Source organism: Paenibacillus oleatilyticus, from assembly GCF_018998565.1.
GTDB lineage: Bacteria > Bacillota > Bacilli > Paenibacillales > NBRC-103111 > Paenibacillus_G > Paenibacillus_G oleatilyticus.
Map to the genome: position 1 here is coordinate 23,518 of NZ_JAHNZO010000032.1, position 17,664 is coordinate 41,181.

Below are 17,664 nucleotides of genomic sequence, written 5' to 3' on the forward strand. Positions count from 1 at the left end.
AGTGTATGTCCGAATTCGTTCGAGACATGCACTCCGGGCATGTTGTCATCACATCTTAGGGGAGGATACGAATGAAATCCTTGTTTGCAAAGGAAGAAATGTATTGGAACGAAAAGTTCGATGCCGAAGACAGCATGAGCTTCCTGCCCTACAGCAACTCCTCCATCAAAATCAGCAGTGCGGATCATGCGGCAGCATCCGGCGTGGTTCAGCTTACGCTGCCGAAGGAGCTGTCCGATCGAATCGTACGCCTCGCCAATGGATCGGACATGGCCTTCTTTATGATCGTATTGGCTGGGGTCAACGGCCTGCTCCATGCCTACACCAAGCGGGAGAACATACTGGTAGGTATCCCCGCATCGGCGCTGAACGATGAGAATCCGCCGATTCAAGATTTTCTGATTATTAAAAATATCATCCGCCGCGAAAGCACGTTTAGATCGCTGCTGGGCCAAATCAAAGCGTCGGTCGGCGAAGCTTTGGAGCATCAGCATATTCCGTTCAGAAAAATGATTCATTCCATGAATTTCGAATATACCCCCGATGGTGTGCCTGTCGTTAACACGATGGTTTCCTTTAAAAAAATACATGGGTCTGATTTTGCAAAAGCCGTATCGGCCGATACCGTATTTGAGTTTGATGCGGACCGCGACTCCATCCGGTTAAGCGTAAGCTTTGACGGCAATCGATACGACCGAAATTTCATGGCCGCGGCGGTCGATCATCTTGTGCGGCTGCTGTCCGTCGTCTTGTTTCAGCCGGAGCTTCAGCTCGGCGCCGTGGACATGCTGTCGGAGTCCGAGAAGCATCAGCTGCTGCATGGGTTCAACGATACCGAGACGGAATATCCGCGGGATAAAACGATTCATCAGCTGATCGAAGAGCAGGCGGATCGGGTTCCGGACGCGGTGGCGGTTGTTTTTGAGAAGGAGCAGCTTACCTACCGCGAGCTGAATGAGCGGGCAAACCGGCTGGCCCGGACACTGCGGGCCGAGGGCGTGCAGCCGGATCAACTGGTAGGCTTGATGATCGGGCGTTCGCTGGAGATGGTCGTCGGCATTCTGGGAATCTTGAAAGCCGGGGGCGCGTACGTGCCGATCGATCCGGAGTATCCGGAGGAGCGCATCCGCTATTTGCTGGAAGATTCAGGGGCACGGCTGCTATTGACGCAGCGGCGTTTGCAGGAGCGGGTATCGTTTGCCGGGAAAGCGATCGCGTTGGACGACGAGGCGGCCTACGGCGAGGATGGCTCGAATCTGGAGGCGGTCACCGGACCGAACGATCTGGCGTATGTGATCTACACATCGGGAACGACGGGCAAGCCCAAAGGGGTATTGGTAGAGCATCGCGGGCTGAGCAGCTTGAAAATGATGTTCGGGGAAACGCTGCAAATGAGCGAGCGGGACCGAGTGGTCCAATTCGCCAGCTTGTCGTTCGATGCGTCGTGCTGGGAAATTTTCAAAGCGTTATTTTTTGGCGCGGCTTTATATATTCCAACGGCCGAAACGATTCTGGACTATCGATTATTCGAGAACTTCATGAACGAGAACGGGATTACGGCAACGATCTTGCCGCCGACGTATGCGGCCTATTTGAACCCCGATCGGATGCCGAGCCTCAAAAAACTGATTACCGGAGGTTCTGCCGTTTCGGTCGAATTCGTTCAGCAGTGGAAAGACAAAGTGCAATATTTTAACGCCTACGGTCCGACGGAAGCTTCGATCGTGACTTCGGTTTGGACGGCTTCAACGGGTGCTGTCGACCGGAAGTCGATTCCGATCGGCCGTCCGATTCAGAATCACCGAATTCATATTGTAGATTCGCAGCTGCAATTGCTGCCGGTCGGTGTGGCGGGGGAGCTTTGCGTTGCGGGGGTAGGATTGGCCCGCGGCTATTTGAATCGTCCGGAGCTGACCGCAGAGAAGTTCGTGGACAATCCGTTCGCGCCGGGCGAGCGGATGTACCGGACCGGCGACTTGGCCAGATGGCAGCCGGACGGCAACATCGAATATATGGGCCGCATCGACCATCAAGTGAAAATCCGCGGCTACCGGATCGAGATTGGCGAGGTCGAAGAGCAGCTCATGAAGATCGCGTCCGTTCAAGAAGCGATCGTTATCGCGCGTGAAGATGCAAGCGGACAAAGTCAGCTGTGCGCCTACTTCGTGGCGCAAGCGAAGCTGAAGGCGACTGAGCTGAAGGAAGTTATGGCGAAAGAGCTGCCGGGATACATGATTCCGTCGCATTTTGTGCAGCTGGAGCGGATGCCGTTAACGCCGAATGGCAAAATCGACCGCAAGGCGCTGCCCGCTCCGGAAGCAAGCCATTACGAAACGGAATACGTTGCGCCGCGCACGCTGCTTGAAATGAAGCTGGTCCAAATCTGGCAGGAAGTGCTCGGCTTAGACAAAATAGGAATAAAGGATGATTTCTTCGAGCTCGGCGGCAACTCGATCAACCTGATGCGGTTAATTCAACGAATCTATGACGAAACGGGAAGAGAAATCCCGCTGCATAAAGGATATCAGGATGTAACTATCGAAGCGATGGCGCTTGAGAATTGGGAATCCGGGTTTGAGCAGGACGGCAATCATTTTATGAAGCTGAATAAGCATGGGGCGACGAATTTGTTTTGCTTTCCTCCGGGAAGCGGATTCGGCATAGGCTATCGGGGATTGGCGGATAGACTGGAGAACCGGTACGTGGTGTATGCGATTGATTTCATTGACGATTCCGATAACTACGAGGACATGCTGAATCGTTATGTGGACGAGGTCATCCGCATCCAGGATCAAGGGCCTTATGTCTTCCTCGGGTACTGCTTCGGCGGGAATTTGATGTTCGAAGTAGCCAAAACGATGGAAAAGAGAGGGTACCAAGTATCGGATCTGATCATGGTAGATTCGTGGATTAAGGAAACCCTGACACCGGAGGCTACGACGGAAAACGAGCTGTTGGAAACAATGGAGGATTTGACGGAAACGGAAAAAGAACTGCTGGAAAACCCCTTAATTCGGGAGCGTGTCCAGCAAAAGGTGCGCGCGACCTTGACGTACGAGGCGCAATTGATCAACACGGGCACCGTTCAGGGAAACATTTACGAGTTGGTCGCGGAAGACAGCGATGCTTTCCGGTTGGAGCACCAGCTGCCGTCCTGGCGCGGAGCCGCCGGACAAGCCTATACGGAATATAAGCTCGCAGGCGCTCACGAAAAATTGCTGGAACCCGAATGCATTGATGGAACGTCGATTGTCATTCAGCGCATCCTCGATCAAATCGTGGAACAGAACGACGCATCCCGAAAGGTGCTGCATGGAGGCTGAGCGGCGTCCGCATGCTTTGAAAGGGGATAACACGGTGGCGCAAAAACGAAATCAGGTATTGGCCCTATGGACAGCATTCCGTTGGATATTAACATTTGTAAACAATCACAGGGGCTGGATGATCGTTGGTACCGCCTCTGCCATTGCCGCGGCCGTGATCGAAGTATGGACGGGCAGCTTGATCGAACAACTGACGACCCATGCCGAGAATGGGGCGGGGCCGATCGTCACGCAAATCGTCTATACCGTTTTTATCGTCATATTGATTGGAGTGCCCGCCAAATATTTTATGGTTTACGGTGTGGAGCGGAGCAGCGCCCTGGCGGTAAGAGATATTCGCAACCATGTGATGAACCATGTGGGGAAGCTGCCTATTCATTACGTTGAAAAACAACATTCGGGCGACGTGCTTTCGCGGATAAGCAACGACATCCAGCTCATCCATCAATTCATGATCCGGGATTTGGCGCAATGGTTTTACCATCCGCTGCTGTTTATCGGCTGTTTCATTTATTTGATATGGATTCAATGGGAGCTTATGCTGTATAGCTTGCTGCTGTTTCCCGTTTCTTTGCTGGTTTCGCAATGGATCGGGAAGCAGCTGCAGCAGCTAACGGAAGAAGCTCAGGCGAATATGGGGCGGATGAACGTCAATTTGCAGGATACGCTCGGAGGAATGCCGATCGTTAAGAGCTATTTATTGTCGGGAATGATGTTCCGTTCTTATCAAAGGCTGCTGCAATTGACGGCGCAAAAAAAGCTTGGCGTGAAAAAGAGGGAGGCTTGGGTAAACCCTCTCTTGTCTACGCTGATGCTTAGCCCGATCATCTTTGCCGTAAGCTACGGAAGCTATTTGATTTCGAAAGGCTTGCTCGGTACGGGGGAATTAATCGCCTTCCTTTATTTGTTGAATTTGTGCTTGGAGCCGCTTGACCACATTCCCGAGCTGATTACGCATACGTTTGAAATGACCGGCGCTTTAAAACGGATTTCGGGGATTTTGGAGCAGCCTGTCGAGAACCAAGAAGGGCATTCCATTGCACTGACAAGCGCTCCGCCCGTTGCGTTCGATAACGTTTCTTTTGCTTACGAGGGCAGTCCCCCTATCCTGCGGAACCTGAACTTTACGGTGCCGGAAGGGGCAACGATCGCTTTAGTCGGAGCGAGCGGCGGAGGAAAGAGCACGGTGTTTAAGCTGTTATGCGGTTTTTACCCTTTGACTGCGGAGCAAGGGACGATCAAAGTATTCGGTCAGTCGATCAACGGCTGCAATCCGGACAGACTGCGCTCCCATTTGTCCGTCGTTACCCAAGATTCGTATTTGTTCAGCGGCACCGTAGCTGAGAATATCGCCTACGGCCGGGAGCATGCGTCGATGGATGAAGTGATCGAAGCCGCAAAGTCGGCTCATGCGCATCATTTTATTATGGAGCTTCCCGAAGGATATCAAACGAACGTAGGGGAGCGGGGCGGATTTCTTTCCGGGGGACAGCGTCAGCGGATTGCCATTGCGCGCGCCCTGCTTAAGAATGCCCCGATTCTGCTGCTCGACGAACCTACATCCGCATTGGACCCCGAGTCTGAAGGCTCTGTCCAGGAGGCGCTGAGCGTGCTCATGAAACAAAGAACGACCATCGTTATCGCTCACCGGTTGTCGACCGTCCAGAACGCCGATCAAATCTGGGTTATGGAGCAGGGGGAAATTGTTGAAGCGGGCAGCCATGCCGAGTTATTGGAGAAGAAGGGATTATACGCTCAATCGTACCATCAGGAGTTTACCGATCTTGCGAAGCGCAAGGAGGCGGTTTATACGTGAAGACAGGCGGATTAATCTCATATGCCAAAGAGCTCGGGTACTTGATGCGATTCATGAACCGAAAACGGAAAACGAATTACTACATCGGTCTGAGCGTAACGGCGGTCACTCAAACTTTATTTCTCGTATCGTTTAGCCTGGTCGTCCAAAGCTTGGTCAATTTTGCCGAGTCCCGGGATACTTCGCTGCTGTTCCAAGCTTTTTATATTCTGGCCGGCGCATTGCTGCTGGAAAACGTCATTTCTCCTTGGTTTACATACATGTACCAACGAAGCGTAGAGTTTACGGTACTGGAAATCCGGGAGCGTCTTTATCATAAGCTTTGCCGGCTTCGGGCGAAATATTTGGAGCAGACGCATAATGGAGATTTGCTCTCGCGGGTCAATAACGATGTCACGACCGTAGAGACGACGTACTCCACCATTTATTTCGTGATGCTGCTGCAAATCATTTTCAGCATCGGGTCCATTGTGGCTATGCTGCTCATTCATTGGCAGTTTGCCTGCGCTTCGCTGACGATTCTGCTGCTGTCCTTTTCGATTAGCATCCGGTTTGTCCGGCAGATTCGGAACCTGTACGAGCAATCGCTTCAAGGGCTGGCGAAAATGACGGAAAAGTTTCTGGACTTTATCGGAGGCATTCAACTGGTCAAATTGTTCCATATCCGTCCGATCTACTCTCAATATCGAGGCCTGAATGAGCAAGTGACGCAGATTGCGGTGCAAACCGCCAAAAAAAGCGGGATGCTGACTGCCGTGAATCATTTTGTCAGCTACGTTACGTTTTGCGGTATTATCGTCATCGGCAGCTTGTTATATGCCTACGGCCTGATTGGAATGGGAAGCGTTGCGGCGCTGGCCGTGCTGCAAATCAACTTGACCCACGCCATCATGAATTTCGGCACCGTGCTGTCGCATGCGCAAAATTCGCTGGCCGGCGCGCACCGGATCCAGGAAATATTGGATGAAGAAGAAGAGCCGGAGCGGATCGGCTCGCCGGTGAGCGAACTCGTTTCGGAGGCCATGGTGGAATTCCGGAACGTGGAGTTTTCTTATCAAGCGGATAAGCGGGTTCTGCACAAGCTCTCCCTCAAGGTCTATAAAGGACAGGTCGCGGCAATCGTAGGAGCAAGCGGCAGCGGCAAGAGCACCTTGATCAAATTGCTGCTGGGCTTTTACCCGGTCGACCGGGGAGAGATTTTGCTGCAAGGCAAGCCGTTCGGGCACTATACGCTCGAAGAGATCCGCGGCCAAATCGCCTATGTGCCGCAAGACGCTTTTCTGTTCAGCGGAACGATCGAAGACAATATCCGTTACGGGAATCCGCAGGCGACAACCGAGGAAGTCATAGAAGCCGCTAAAGCCGCTTATGCCCATCATTTTATTCAAGAGCTGCCCGAGCAGTACAACACCCAGGTAGGGGAGCGGGGAGCGTCGCTATCGGGCGGGCAAAGACAGCGCATTGCAATTGCCAGGGCGATCTTGAAAAATGCACCGATCCTGCTGCTGGACGAGGCAACGTCGGCGCTCGATAACGAGTCGGAATATTGGGTGCAGCAAGCCCTGAACGAGTTGATGAAAGGACGTACGACCATTATGATCGCCCATCGCCTGAGCACCGTGGAGAAAGCGGATTTCATTACGGTCATGAATCAAGGGACGATCGTGGAGCAAGGTACGCATCAGAAATTGCTTGAACGCGGAGGCCACTACGCGAGGTTATACGGATAGTGGACGGGGAGGGGAACCGGGCCAGTTCCCGGCACAGCCAGCCGCAAATGCAAAAACAGGCAGAAGCCGCTAAACGGCTCCTGCCTGTTTTTTTATGCGCTGATGCGCAGCTTGCTGTTTTATTTGCCCTGCTTCACTTCGTTCAAGAGCGAGAGGTCGAGGAATTTGCTCAGGTCCAACTCCTCTTTCTTCACGTCCTTGATGTAACCGGCCTCGATGGAAACGCGGGCCATTTCTTCGATCGCTTCCTTGCTGACATCTGTCGTCAGATTCAAATGGGAGATCGCCGCTTTAATCAAAGCGACATCCATTCCTTTTCCGCTGAGCGCCTTCAATTGGTTGTTGATCAGTTCATACGCTTTATCCGGATTTTTCTTGATAAAATCAATCGCGTCCGCATTAGCTTGAATGGCTCCCTTCGCCAGCTCGCGGTTGTCTTTCAGAAACTTGTCGCCGGCAACGAGAATCGTGAGCGGATAGTTGCCGTTGTTCGGCGGAACTTGATCCCACGGCACGATCACTTTGCCGATGCCTTCCTGCTCCATCTGCGTGCCCCACGGCTCGGGAATAAGCGTCGCGTCGATTTCTTTCTGGCGCATCGCTACGAGCGTATCCGCCGGAGCTCGGGCAATCAGCTGCACGCCGCTCTTGTCGGTCGTCACGTTCAGGTTGTTCTGCTTCAGCAGCAGGCGGAGCGAAATTTCGTTCGTGCTGCCTTTCGTCGGGATGGCGACGGTTTTGCCGACCAAATCCTTGGCGCTGTTGATGCCGGAATCTTTGCCGGCCACAAGCACGGCGCCTCCGTTATTCGAACCGGAAATGACGCGGAAGTTTTTGCTTTTCAGGAACTGGTTCGTCGAAGGGCCGGGACCGACAAAGCCCAGATCGATCTGATCCGTAGCCAGCGCGGTGGAGAAGTCGGACCCGTTGTCGAACGGCGTCACCTCGATCTTGACGTTCTCGCCCCAATATTTCTTGAATAAGCCTTGCTCCAGTGCGACATAACCTGGCGCATGGGTAACGTTCTTGAAGATGCCGAGCCGTACCGTTTTCGCCGCGGCCGGTTTGTTCGCTCCGGCGGCTCCGTCTTTCGGCGCTTCCGTTTTGCTTCCGCAGGCGGAAAGCGCAAGCGATGCGGTCAGAACGACCGCCAATAGTGCAGACCACTTTTTCATCGTACCGTTTCTCTCCTTTGTTTAGCACAGGCCGTTCGGCCGCGCTGCCCCCGATTGGTTATTTTTTGCCGCTGATCAGGCCGTACCGCAGTAATAGTTTATCCTCAAGCCGCTTGAAGCAAAAATGATCGGACACCGTGCCGAGCACGGCGATGATGATCACGATGCAGAGCATGAGCGCCGTATCCGCCAGATTGCGGCCGTCCTGCAGCAGCTGTCCGAGGCCGACGCCTTTGGCGATCAGCTCGCCCGCGACAAGCGCCCGCCAGGCAAAGGCCCAGGCGACGCGAACGCCGGTAATCATGTGAGGGAACGCGGCGGGGACCATGATTTGGTAAAACATACGCATGCCGTCGCCGGTTCCCATCGTTTGCGCGGCCTTGATATAAATGGAAGGAATGTTTTTGATCCCTGTCCGGCTGGCCATCGCCATCGTCCATGTGGCGCCCAGCATGGTAATGAATATAACCGAGAAATCGTTCATTCCGAACCAGATGATGGCAAAAGGCAGCCAAGCGATACTCGGAATCGTCTGCAGCGCCACGACCAGAAAGCCGATCGTGTCGTCGATTAAGCGGTACCGGGCGAACAGGAAACCGAACACCGTGCCGACCAGGATCGAGACGGCGAACGCGAGCAGAAGCCGCTTCAAGCTTTGAAACGTCGCTTCAAGCAGCTGACCGTGGACGAACCCGTCGTAGAACGCTTGAAACGTCTGGGTGACGGAAGGGAACTTCCAGCCCCAGTCGAATATTCTAAATCCCGCTTCCCACGCTATCAAGAGCAGAACCAGGAAGAGGCCCCTTCTTAATGCTGTACTCATCGCCCATCTCCTCCTTTACCACTTTTTCCAGCTCGTCGGCCAGCGCATCCATAATGCTGGCTTCCACGTGATGCAGGACGGAGTCGGCGTAATCGCGCGGACGCGCCGCCTGAACGGCGAATTCCTTCTTGATCTTCCCGGGGCGGGTCGACATGACCAGCACGCGGTCCGACAAGATGACGGCTTCGCGGATGTTATGCGTAATGAACAGGATCGTTTTGCGCGTCCGCATCCAAATTTCTTCAAGCTCCTTGTGCAAAATGAGCCGGGTCTGTTCGTCCAGTGCCGCAAAAGGCTCATCCATCAGCAAAATTTCCGGGTCCATCGCCAGCGCCCGGGCAATGGCCGCCCGCTGCTTCATGCCGCCCGACAGCTCGTGCGGGTAGCGGTCCGCGAATTTGCTCAAATGCACCGCTTTGATCTGTTCCATCGCCATGGCTTCGCGTTCCTTTTTGCCGATGCCTTTTTGCTTCAGTCCGAACGCAACGTTATCTAGCACCGTCAGCCAAGGGAACAAGGCGTGCTCCTGGAAGACGACGACGCGGTCGGGTCCCGGCGCGCTGCAGGGCTTGCCGTTCACCGTAATGGTTCCCTGCTCGGCTTGCTCCAGACCTGCGACCAGATTGAGCAGCGTGGATTTGCCGCATCCCGACGGGCCGAGCAGCGAAACGAATTCGCCCTTGCGGATCGTCAGGGAAACGTTGTCAATGGCGGTAAAGCTCCCGCCGGTACGCTGATGGAACGTCTTGCTGACGTCTTTGATTTCAATCAATGGGTTCACTCTCCTCGAAGAGACATGAGAAAACGCATAATCAACTATACCAACTTATTTTATAGGAATTAGGTGTATTGTCAACTACAAATTTTGCAGGATTTCGCGGTCTTTTGTCGAATGGTAGAGGAAGACCACATTTTTCCTATTTTATCGAAAGGTATGGGTGTGAATGAAGCGAATGAAGCGAGTCGCGGTGCTGGCCGCGATCATTAGCGGAGCGTTCGCCGCCGGCGTTTACGCCGAGGACGTTTTGCAGCGGGTCGACGCTTATCTGCGTCCCGATTTCAATCTCGTGCTGGACGGAGAGGCCGTCAAGCTGTCGGAATCGCCACTGGTGTACAAGGACAAGAGCTACCTGCCGCTGGCCGACCTGACCCGGCTGCTTGGCGCCAACCTGCTCTGGAGAGAAGATACGAAGACGATTTACATCAACAGCCGGATCAATCCCGAGCAGAAGACGGAGGATTCGAATCAGGAATACGAATCGATCGAGCTGTCCGACCCGTACTCGATTACGCTCAAATACCTCGGGGCCGAGTATCCGATGCTTCTGACGTACAACAAGAAGAACATGTCCGCCTATGTCCCGTACTACCGGGAAATTGACGTCAAACGGATGGGTATCGATACGAGCGGCTTGAAGAAAGCGCGGGAGCGTCTGACCGGCGTGGTGTACATCAACGAGCAGGAGCTGAAGAAGCGCTGGCGGCAAAACCCGGAGCAGGTGTATTCCACCAAAGGTGACAATTACATCATCAACGGGGAAGTTAGCCCGAAAAAGATCGATGCGCTGCGGACGTACATCAAAAATTCGCAGATGCTCAAGTATGGAGAAATGGTGTTTTACCAAAAAGCGGTCATTATCGACAAGCGCGAGGAAGAGGATGAGTACGATTACTTGTTCCACGAAACCGTGCAGCTGCCCGTTGCTCCGAACAGCCCTCCGCCGCCGAACGGAGGCGTGGTCAAACGTTTTGTGCTGGGGCGTGTGAAGCTGACTAAAAACAACGCTTCCTCCGAGCTCAGCTACATCGTCAACATGGTCGACCGCATAGATTTGCAGGAGGAAGCCAACAAACGGGGCACTCGTTAATCTTCGTGTTTCCAATAGAGAATGGCAATTTGCGTCCGGTCTCTCAGGCCGAGCTTGCTCAAAATCTCCGATATGTAATTTTTGATCGTCCCTTCGCTCAGGAACAATTCCTGGGCGATTTCTTTATTGGACAGCCCTTCTGCGATTTTCTCGACGACCTGCTTCTCCGTAGGGGTGAGGCCATACGATTCGAACCGGGCAAACGGGTCCTTGCGGCTCTGCGTCACTTGTTCCAATGTCGCCTCCGCTTGCACTTGCGCGGGAGATTGGGGATGAATCCAGCCGGTCAGCTTGCGGGCGATATCCGGGTGAATGAGCCAGTTGCCTTGGTGAACCGTTTTAATGCCCTGCACGATTCGGTCCGGCGGGATATTCTTGAGCAGGTAGCCGCTTGCGCCGTTGCGCAGCGCCTCGACGATATAATCGTCGTCGTCGAAGGTCGTCAGAATAAGCACGCGGGTATCGGGCGACGCCCGCTTGATGTTCAGCGTGCCTTCGACCCCGGAGCAGTTAGGCATGCGAATATCCATCAGTACGACATCGGCGGTTTGTCCGTCGGTAAAAAAGCGGTGGGCTTCGTTTCCGTCGCCGCACGCTCCGACTACGCGTAATTCCGGGTCCAGCTCCAAAATCATTTTCATGCTTTCACGGATAAACGGGTCGTCATCAACAATTAATACTCGAATCATGGCAGCATTACCCGCCTCCTAATGGGTTGGAATCTTTCGTCGGTGCCTCTTATTGCGCGCCGGGCGTCGGCACGAGGGTCGTGACGGCGAACCGGCTGTCGGTTTGAATGCGGAGCTCCCCGCCTACCAGCCGCGTCCGTTCCTCCATGCCGCTGAGACCGAGTCCCCTGCCCATAGCGGCCGAAACCGGCAACATCCCGTTATTGGAAACGGTCATGGAGACATTGGATTCCTCGAAGCTCAGCTCGATAAGCACCTCGGTAGCCTGCCCGTGACGAAGGGCGTTGGTCACGGCTTCTTGCGCATTCCGGTAAAGCACGATTTCAAGACTCGGGTAGAGCGGGCGCGGCATGCCGGCGATTTCGCAGCGAATTTGAAGCTGCGGATCGGCTGCGAAGTCCTCGATCAGCCTCTTGAGCGAGAAGCTCTGTCCCTCCTCCGCCGGCGGCTTCATCCGCCGGACCGTCCGCCGCAGCGTCTCCATCGCTTCCGTCAACTGATCCCGGACGATCCGGGTCATCTCCATGCCTTTGTCCGGCTGCCCGGGGGAAATCCGGATGATCGCTTCCAGCATCATTTTCAGCCGGATCAGCTTATGTCCGAGATCGTCGTGAATTTCGTGCGAGATGCGGGTCCGCTCCTCCGTCTGTGCCAACTGTTCCACCTTGCCGGCGTATTCGACAAGCCTCCGGCGGGCGGCATCCAGCTCATAGGCTTTGCTTCGCAATTCGTCGTACACCTGCTCCAGCTCCCGCTTCCGGTCGCCGGTTTCCGCCCAGCCGTACAGCAGCAGCGCGCCGGTGGCCAGCAGCAGATTGGCCGTAAGCTTCAGCTCCATGTCGGGATGGGCGGTCAGCGAAACGTTCAGCAGCATAGCCTGCAGCGCAAGCAAAAACCAGCGGAGTCCCGAGCGCTCCTTCAGCATATAAGCCGTCAACGTGGAATAATGACAGGCGAACATCATCCCTTCCGTTTGCAGGCTGAGCCAGGTGACGAACAGCATTTCGGCCGCAGCCGCCAGATTCTGCGCCCGCCCCGGCAGCCACGTGCGGCTTATTTCCGCAATGGCAAGCAGGACCAACGTGTAGAAAGCGAGCTGTCCGCTTTGTTCGAGCGGCAGCATATAAGCCGTGCTGACGGCGGGAAAAAGAATCAGTGCGTATCGCAGCAGTAAAAGCATCCCTTATGCGCCTCCATATGCGATTATATCATAAGGCGGGCCATCGTGACTTTCGTCATTCCCAACAAATGACGAAAGCTACCTGCTTTACGTCATAAAGGGCGGTACAATACAATCAAAGCACATCACCTTACAAGGAGCGGGCTCACGTGTCATTTATCGAAATCAAGGATGTCGTCAAACGGTACGACGGCAACATTTCCGTAGATCATTTGAATTTAAGCATCCGGCAGGGAGAAGTATTCGGTCTGCTCGGACCGAACGGAGCCGGGAAAAGCACCACGATCAAAATGCTCTGCGGGCTGCTCAAAATCGATCAAGGGGAAATGCGGATCGATGGCATTTCCGTTGCCGCCAGTCCGCTTGAGATCAAGCGGAGGATCGGACTGGTGCCGCAGGAGCTCGCGATTTATGAAAACTTGACGGCCCGCGAAAACGTTACGTTTTTCGGCAAGCTGTACGGTCTGCGGGGAGAACTGCTGCGCGAGCGGGTGCAGGAAGCGCTGGAATTCGTAGGGCTGTCGGATCGTCAGGGCGAGAAACCCGGCGCTTATTCGGGAGGGATGAAGCGGCGCCTCAACATCGCGTGCGCGATTATGCACCGGCCGAAGCTGATCATTATGGACGAGCCGACGGTCGGGATCGACCCGCAATCCCGCAACCATATCCTCGATTCGGTCCGCGAGCTGAATCAGATGGGCTCGACGATCATTTATACGAGCCATTATATGGAAGAGGTTGCTGCAATCAGCACGCGGGTCGGGATTATCGATCACGGTCATTTGATCGCCTGCGGCACGCAGGAGGATTTGCGGGCGCTTGTCTCCTCGGACGAGAAGCTGATCGTCAAAGTCGCGGAGGTCAAGGAAGAGGCCGTGGCCGAGCTAAATGCCCATCCGCGCATCCAGCAAGTGGCGATAAACGACCGGACGCTTGAAATTTATTTGCCGACCTCGCCCAATTCGCTGCAGGACATTTTATATATTTTATCGAAGCATCAGGTCGTCATTCAATCGCTGAGCCGCGTGGAGCCGGACCTGGAGGCGCTGTTCCTGTCGTTGACGGGGCGGAAGCTTCGGGATTAGGGGGCGGAGAGCATGCGCATTTTATGGACCGTAGCCGGTTACGAGCTTCTGCGGTTAAGCCGCATCAAAGTGGTGATGCTCGTTTTGTTCTTGCTGCCGCTGATTCTGATCTTAATTCTGGGTGCAGCGCTCTCCAAGGAGTTTAAAGCGGAGGATGTCAAGATCACGCCCGTGAAGGTCGCCGTGGTGAATCAGGATCCAAGCCGGTGGAGCGAGCCGCTTAAAGCGTATTTGGACAATGCGAGAACGAAGGAAATCCTCCAGCCGCAGGAATTGTCCAGCCGGGACGAAGCGGTGCGTGCGCTTCAAGAGGGAAGAGCCGAATACGGTCTGATCGTGCCAGAGGGCTTCGGGGAAGCTTTGCTGCAGGGCAAAACGGCTTCGTGGGAGCTGATTGCAGGCAAAGACCGGGGACAGAACCTGATCGCCGAGACGGCGCTGGAAAGCTATCTCGCTTACGCGAACAGCATGCAGGCTGCCGCCCTGACTTTGGGGCCGCAGGCCGCAATGAATCAGCTCGCAGATGCATCCATTTATGCCGGCATTCTGGAAACGTTCGTTGCGGAGGGCAGGCTGGGAAACGAGGGCAAGGAATATACGGCGCTTCAATATTATGCCGTCTCGATGCTCGTTATGTTCATGCTTTATGCCGGAATGACGGCATCCATCAGCCTGGTGAACGAGCGAGAGGATCATACGCTGTTCAGACTCGGCTCCATGCCGGTTACGATGAATCAGATCCTATTCGGCAAAATGCTCGGAAACGGCCTTCTGAGCTTGTTCCAGGCGGGTGTCATCATCGGTGTGACGCACTATGCGTATGGCGTCGACTGGGGGAACCGTCCGGCCATCCTGCTTGCGGTATGTCTGGCCGTTACGCTGGCTTCGATGGCGCTGGCGATGCTAAGCTCGCTGTACTGCCGCAACATCAAGTCGGTGACGATGGCGTTCCAAATCGTCATTATGCTGATGACCTTTTTAAGCGGGGGCTTTATTCCGCAGTTAGGGGCACTTGAGCGGATCGGGCAATTGACGGTCAATCATTGGGCCATGCAAAGCATCCTGCAGTTGATGTTGGATGGAAACCCGCAGCTCGTGCTGCATCATGTTACGGTTTTGGCTGCGATTGCCGCCGCGCTGGCGGCCGTTGCCTACGCGGCGTACCGGAAGGTGGGATACCGTGAATAGTCTGTTTATCGCCCTCAATTTAATCAAAAGGACGGTCGGAAACCGGAGAGGGTTCCTGTTGTTTATCGTAACCCCGGCTTTGATCGTGTCGCTCATTATCGGCTTTGCCGCGAAGCAGGACGAGAAGGCATCCGTCCTTTATATCAATTCGGACGAAGGACCGGTTGGCCGGCATATTTTGCGGGAGCTTGAGTATACCGGCCGCTACCGGCTTTCCGCCGCGGCAACACCCGAGGCGATGCGAACGGCGGTGATCGAGCATAAAGCGGATGCCGCTTTCATCATTCCCGCGGGCTTCTCCCAAGGGTTGAAGGAAGGCCGGGTCATACGTGCGGAACTGCTGGAGCTGTCCATGAGCGAGGCGTCCTTCACGCTGCGGATGAGCTTGGACCAAACGATCCGCCGGGTAAGCACGGCAATGCGCGCGCTGGACGCTTCGGGTCAGGCGGACAACCGGCTGAATCTCGTTCTGGAGCAGGTGGAGAAGCATCAGGTTCGCGCGATGCGCACCGATTACGGCTGGTACGCCAGTCCGGCGCTCGGCCTCGCCACGGGTATCCTGCTGATGTTTCTGATGGGGCTGGTCAACAGCTCCGTCTCCTTTATGGTCGAAGACCGGAAGCAAAAAACGATGACCCGCATCTTTACGGCTCCTGTCCGCGCCTATGAGATCATGCTCGGCAATTTCCTCGGCAGCTTCGCGGTAGGCACGCTGCAGATCGTGCTCGTGCTGGCGTTTACCCGGTATGCGATGAACTTTTCGTACGGTCTGCCATTTATGCAGCATCTGCTTGTGATGGAGTGCTTCCTGCTGGCGGTCATCGGCATCGGCAGCGCGGTGGCCGGCTTGATCCGCAACAGCGAGAATATCGGCGCCGTCAATTCGATGGTTTCCGCACCGACCTGCATGCTGGGCGGCTGCTTCTGGCCGGTATCGATCATGCCCGAGTTTATGCAGAAGCTGGCCAATTTCGTACCGCAAACCTGGGCGATCGAGGCCATTCGCAGGCTCGGCTCGGGTCAAGGGCTGGGGGATGTCGCCATGCATCTGGGCGTGCTGGGACTGTTCGCTCTGGTGCTGCTCGGCATCGGCTCCGTCGTGATGAAGCCGGGCGAAACGGAAGCCGGCTGAGTGGCGGGAGGCAATCGAATATACGTGATGACGTCTTCGCCTTGGAGCGGAGGCGTTTTTCGTTCAGGACGCACATCGGCCACAAAAAAATAGGTTCAAAAAACGTTAAAAAAATCAATAATCCAAGTTGCTAAATCATATGATTCATAATAAGATAGAACTAAGAAACAGAATAGTCAGAAAATTCTATCAAAGAGATAGGCCTGTTCGACTAGCGTTCACGCCAATACACACGCCGGCAGCAGCACGGACCGAACCAGAAGACGTCGCTGTTCATTAAGCAAGATATCATCAAGGAGGGGATTGCCGTGAGCAAGAGTCATGAAGTGGAATACTGCAACCTTGAGTTACGGTTTGACCGTCGGCTAATCCGTAACTTCATCAAAACACTCATTCAAGAAGGCTACTCGCTCTATTGGAACGAGAGTGACCAACAGTTTATCGTCTCGATCCGTACCGGCCGCAAGCTGGTAAAGCTGCGGTTTCAGCGGATTGGCGAGCGGTATAAAATCGTGGGCAATTATTCCTTCAAAGACGAAAAGCTGGCGGAGCTGATGGAAAAGATGATCGGCGATACCCGCGGTCACGCGGTAGTAAAGCGCTTCAAAGACCGGCAGATTCTGATTGAAAACATCATGTTCGGCGAAATCATCCGTATGGTTGAAATTTCGGGGGTGGAACATAAGGTGTTATTCCAAAAGGAACCAGTGGTCACGGTGGAAGAAATGATGCAGGCGTTCCGGTCCAGACGACCGGACGAACGGATTCCGGTACTGCGGCTGGAGCTGGATTACGAGCTGGCTACGCTGCATGATGCGCTTCAAGAGGGAGACGGGGAAGCGGTCGAACGATGTAAGGAGAAACTGATGGAACTCCGGCAGGAGATGCTGCTGCTCGAAATGTAATATCATCTGGCTGAGGAAAGGCGTTGGCGGAACGTGCCGCAGCGCAGCGAACAGCCGCTGAACGGCCTGTGCGAGGTTAGGAGCACAGGCCTTTTTAACGTGTTATCAAATGGGCGGGGTCGCACGAATTCCTTCAAATGCGTTCATTACCAATTGCTGCACATAGGCATCGTTCAATGTTTCGCCTGTCACAAGCAAGCGATAGAAAATCGGCCCGTAAAGGAGATCGATGCATAATCCGATATCGAGATTTTGTTTCAATTCCCCGCGCTGAATCCCTTTTTCCAGAAGCTGACTGGCCTCACGCCGGCGGGGCTGGAAATACCGGGTCCGATAGGCTTCAGCCAATCCGGGATCAAACTGCCCTTCGCCCAATAACTCCGTAATGATGGTCCCCTCCCGACTTGTCAAAAACCGGGTTACATTCGTAGCGTGAATGAGAATATCGTTCAAGGTCGAGCCCGTATCAGGCACGGGTAACCTTGCCGAGGCGGCAAAAAGAAACCCGTCCATAACAACGGCAGCCTTGTTAGGCCACCATTTATAAATCGTGGCTTTGCTGACTTTGGCGCGATCTGCAATTTTGTCAACGGTGACCGCTGCAAAACCGTTTTCCAACAATAATTCGTAGGAAGCGGAAAGGATAGACTTTTGAGTTTCGACATTGCGCGGGCGACCTCTTTTGCCGTTCACCGTAATCATCCCTTTCGTAAATTCACGTCTTGAACGGAAATATAAACTATACGTTCA

Annotated in this window: 14 protein-coding genes; 8 read left to right on the forward strand and 6 right to left on the reverse strand. The window is 54.4% G+C overall.

All coding sequences use genetic code 11. The features are described 5' to 3' along the window. The first annotated feature begins 71 nt into the window (after positions 1-71). The 3 genes from KQX66_RS29755 to KQX66_RS29765 are packed head-to-tail and all read left to right on the forward strand — an operon-like array spanning position 72 to position 6,869. Positions 72-3,323, forward strand: coding sequence for a non-ribosomal peptide synthetase (locus KQX66_RS29755; RefSeq protein WP_216796756.1), 3,252 nt, complete (start codon positions 72-74; stop codon positions 3,321-3,323). After that, the gene (locus tag KQX66_RS29760) at positions 3,313-5,139 is read left to right on the forward strand and encodes an ABC transporter ATP-binding protein (protein WP_216796759.1); all 1,827 of its coding nucleotides are present in this window, start codon (positions 3,313-3,315) and stop codon (positions 5,137-5,139) included. Before KQX66_RS29755 ends, KQX66_RS29760 begins: the two co-directional genes overlap by 11 nt. Next, the gene (locus tag KQX66_RS29765; RefSeq protein ID WP_216796761.1) at positions 5,136-6,869 is read left to right on the forward strand and encodes an ABC transporter ATP-binding protein; all 1,734 of its coding nucleotides are present in this window, start codon (positions 5,136-5,138) and stop codon (positions 6,867-6,869) included. Before KQX66_RS29760 ends, KQX66_RS29765 begins: the two co-directional genes overlap by 4 nt. A 119-nt stretch (positions 6,870-6,988) precedes the next feature. Here KQX66_RS29765 and KQX66_RS29770 read toward each other — a convergent pair whose 3' ends face one another. From KQX66_RS29770 to KQX66_RS29780, 3 genes are read right to left on the reverse strand one after another with little or no spacing between them, the layout of a single operon-like run. Next, positions 6,989-8,044 carry an ABC transporter substrate-binding protein gene (locus tag KQX66_RS29770; RefSeq protein ID WP_216796763.1) on the reverse strand — a complete coding sequence of 352 codons (1,056 nt, stop codon included), beginning with the start codon at positions 8,042-8,044 and terminating at the stop codon, positions 6,989-6,991. Between the two features lie 58 nt (positions 8,045-8,102). Then, entirely contained in the window at positions 8,103-8,867 is a 765-nt protein-coding gene (locus tag KQX66_RS29775) for an ABC transporter permease (RefSeq protein ID WP_216796765.1), read from the reverse strand. Further along, positions 8,800-9,639 carry an ABC transporter ATP-binding protein gene (locus KQX66_RS29780; protein ID WP_216796767.1) on the reverse strand — a complete coding sequence of 280 codons (840 nt, stop codon included), beginning with the start codon at positions 9,637-9,639 and terminating at the stop codon, positions 8,800-8,802. Before KQX66_RS29780 ends, KQX66_RS29775 begins: the two co-directional genes overlap by 68 nt. Before the next feature lie 181 nt (positions 9,640-9,820). Between KQX66_RS29780 and KQX66_RS29785 the strand changes: the two genes are divergently transcribed. Continuing rightward, the gene (locus KQX66_RS29785) at positions 9,821-10,735 is read left to right on the forward strand and encodes a stalk domain-containing protein (RefSeq protein ID WP_253957523.1); all 915 of its coding nucleotides are present in this window, start codon (positions 9,821-9,823) and stop codon (positions 10,733-10,735) included. On the opposite strand, the gene KQX66_RS29790 is transcribed toward KQX66_RS29785, so the two are convergent. Next, positions 10,732-11,424, reverse strand: coding sequence for a response regulator transcription factor (locus tag KQX66_RS29790; protein WP_216796771.1), 693 nt, complete (start codon positions 11,422-11,424; stop codon positions 10,732-10,734). The genes KQX66_RS29785 and KQX66_RS29790 overlap by 4 nt on opposite strands. 49 nt (positions 11,425-11,473) lie before the next feature. Next, positions 11,474-12,604: a sensor histidine kinase gene (locus KQX66_RS29795; protein ID WP_216796772.1), complete on the reverse strand. Its 1,131-nt coding sequence runs from the start codon at positions 12,602-12,604 to the stop codon at positions 11,474-11,476. Between the two features lie 149 nt (positions 12,605-12,753). On the opposite strand from KQX66_RS29795, the gene KQX66_RS29800 reads away from it, so the two are divergent. The 4 genes from KQX66_RS29800 (at position 12,754) to KQX66_RS29815 (ending at position 16,914) form a co-directional block, all read left to right on the forward strand. Then, positions 12,754-13,689, forward strand: a complete 936-nt coding sequence (locus KQX66_RS29800) for an ABC transporter ATP-binding protein (RefSeq protein ID WP_216796774.1) — start codon at positions 12,754-12,756, stop codon at positions 13,687-13,689. A gap of 12 nt (positions 13,690-13,701) precedes the next feature. Beyond that, the gene (locus KQX66_RS29805; protein WP_216796777.1) at positions 13,702-14,877 is read left to right on the forward strand and encodes an ABC transporter permease; all 1,176 of its coding nucleotides are present in this window, start codon (positions 13,702-13,704) and stop codon (positions 14,875-14,877) included. Next, positions 14,870-16,009, forward strand: coding sequence for an ABC transporter permease (locus KQX66_RS29810; protein ID WP_216796779.1), 1,140 nt, complete (start codon positions 14,870-14,872; stop codon positions 16,007-16,009). The genes KQX66_RS29805 and KQX66_RS29810 overlap by 8 nt, the downstream gene beginning before the upstream one ends. A gap of 308 nt (positions 16,010-16,317) precedes the next feature. Further along, on the forward strand, positions 16,318-16,914 hold the full coding sequence (locus tag KQX66_RS29815; protein WP_216796781.1) for a YkzI domain-containing protein: 597 nt from the start codon (positions 16,318-16,320) through the stop codon (positions 16,912-16,914). A gap of 105 nt (positions 16,915-17,019) precedes the next feature. Here the strand turns inward: KQX66_RS29815 and KQX66_RS29820 are convergent, their stop codons facing one another. Next, a complete protein-coding gene (locus tag KQX66_RS29820; protein WP_216796783.1) occupies positions 17,020-17,616 on the reverse strand; it encodes a TetR/AcrR family transcriptional regulator in 597 nt (198 codons plus the stop codon). Positions 17,617-17,664: the final 48 nt, after the last annotated feature.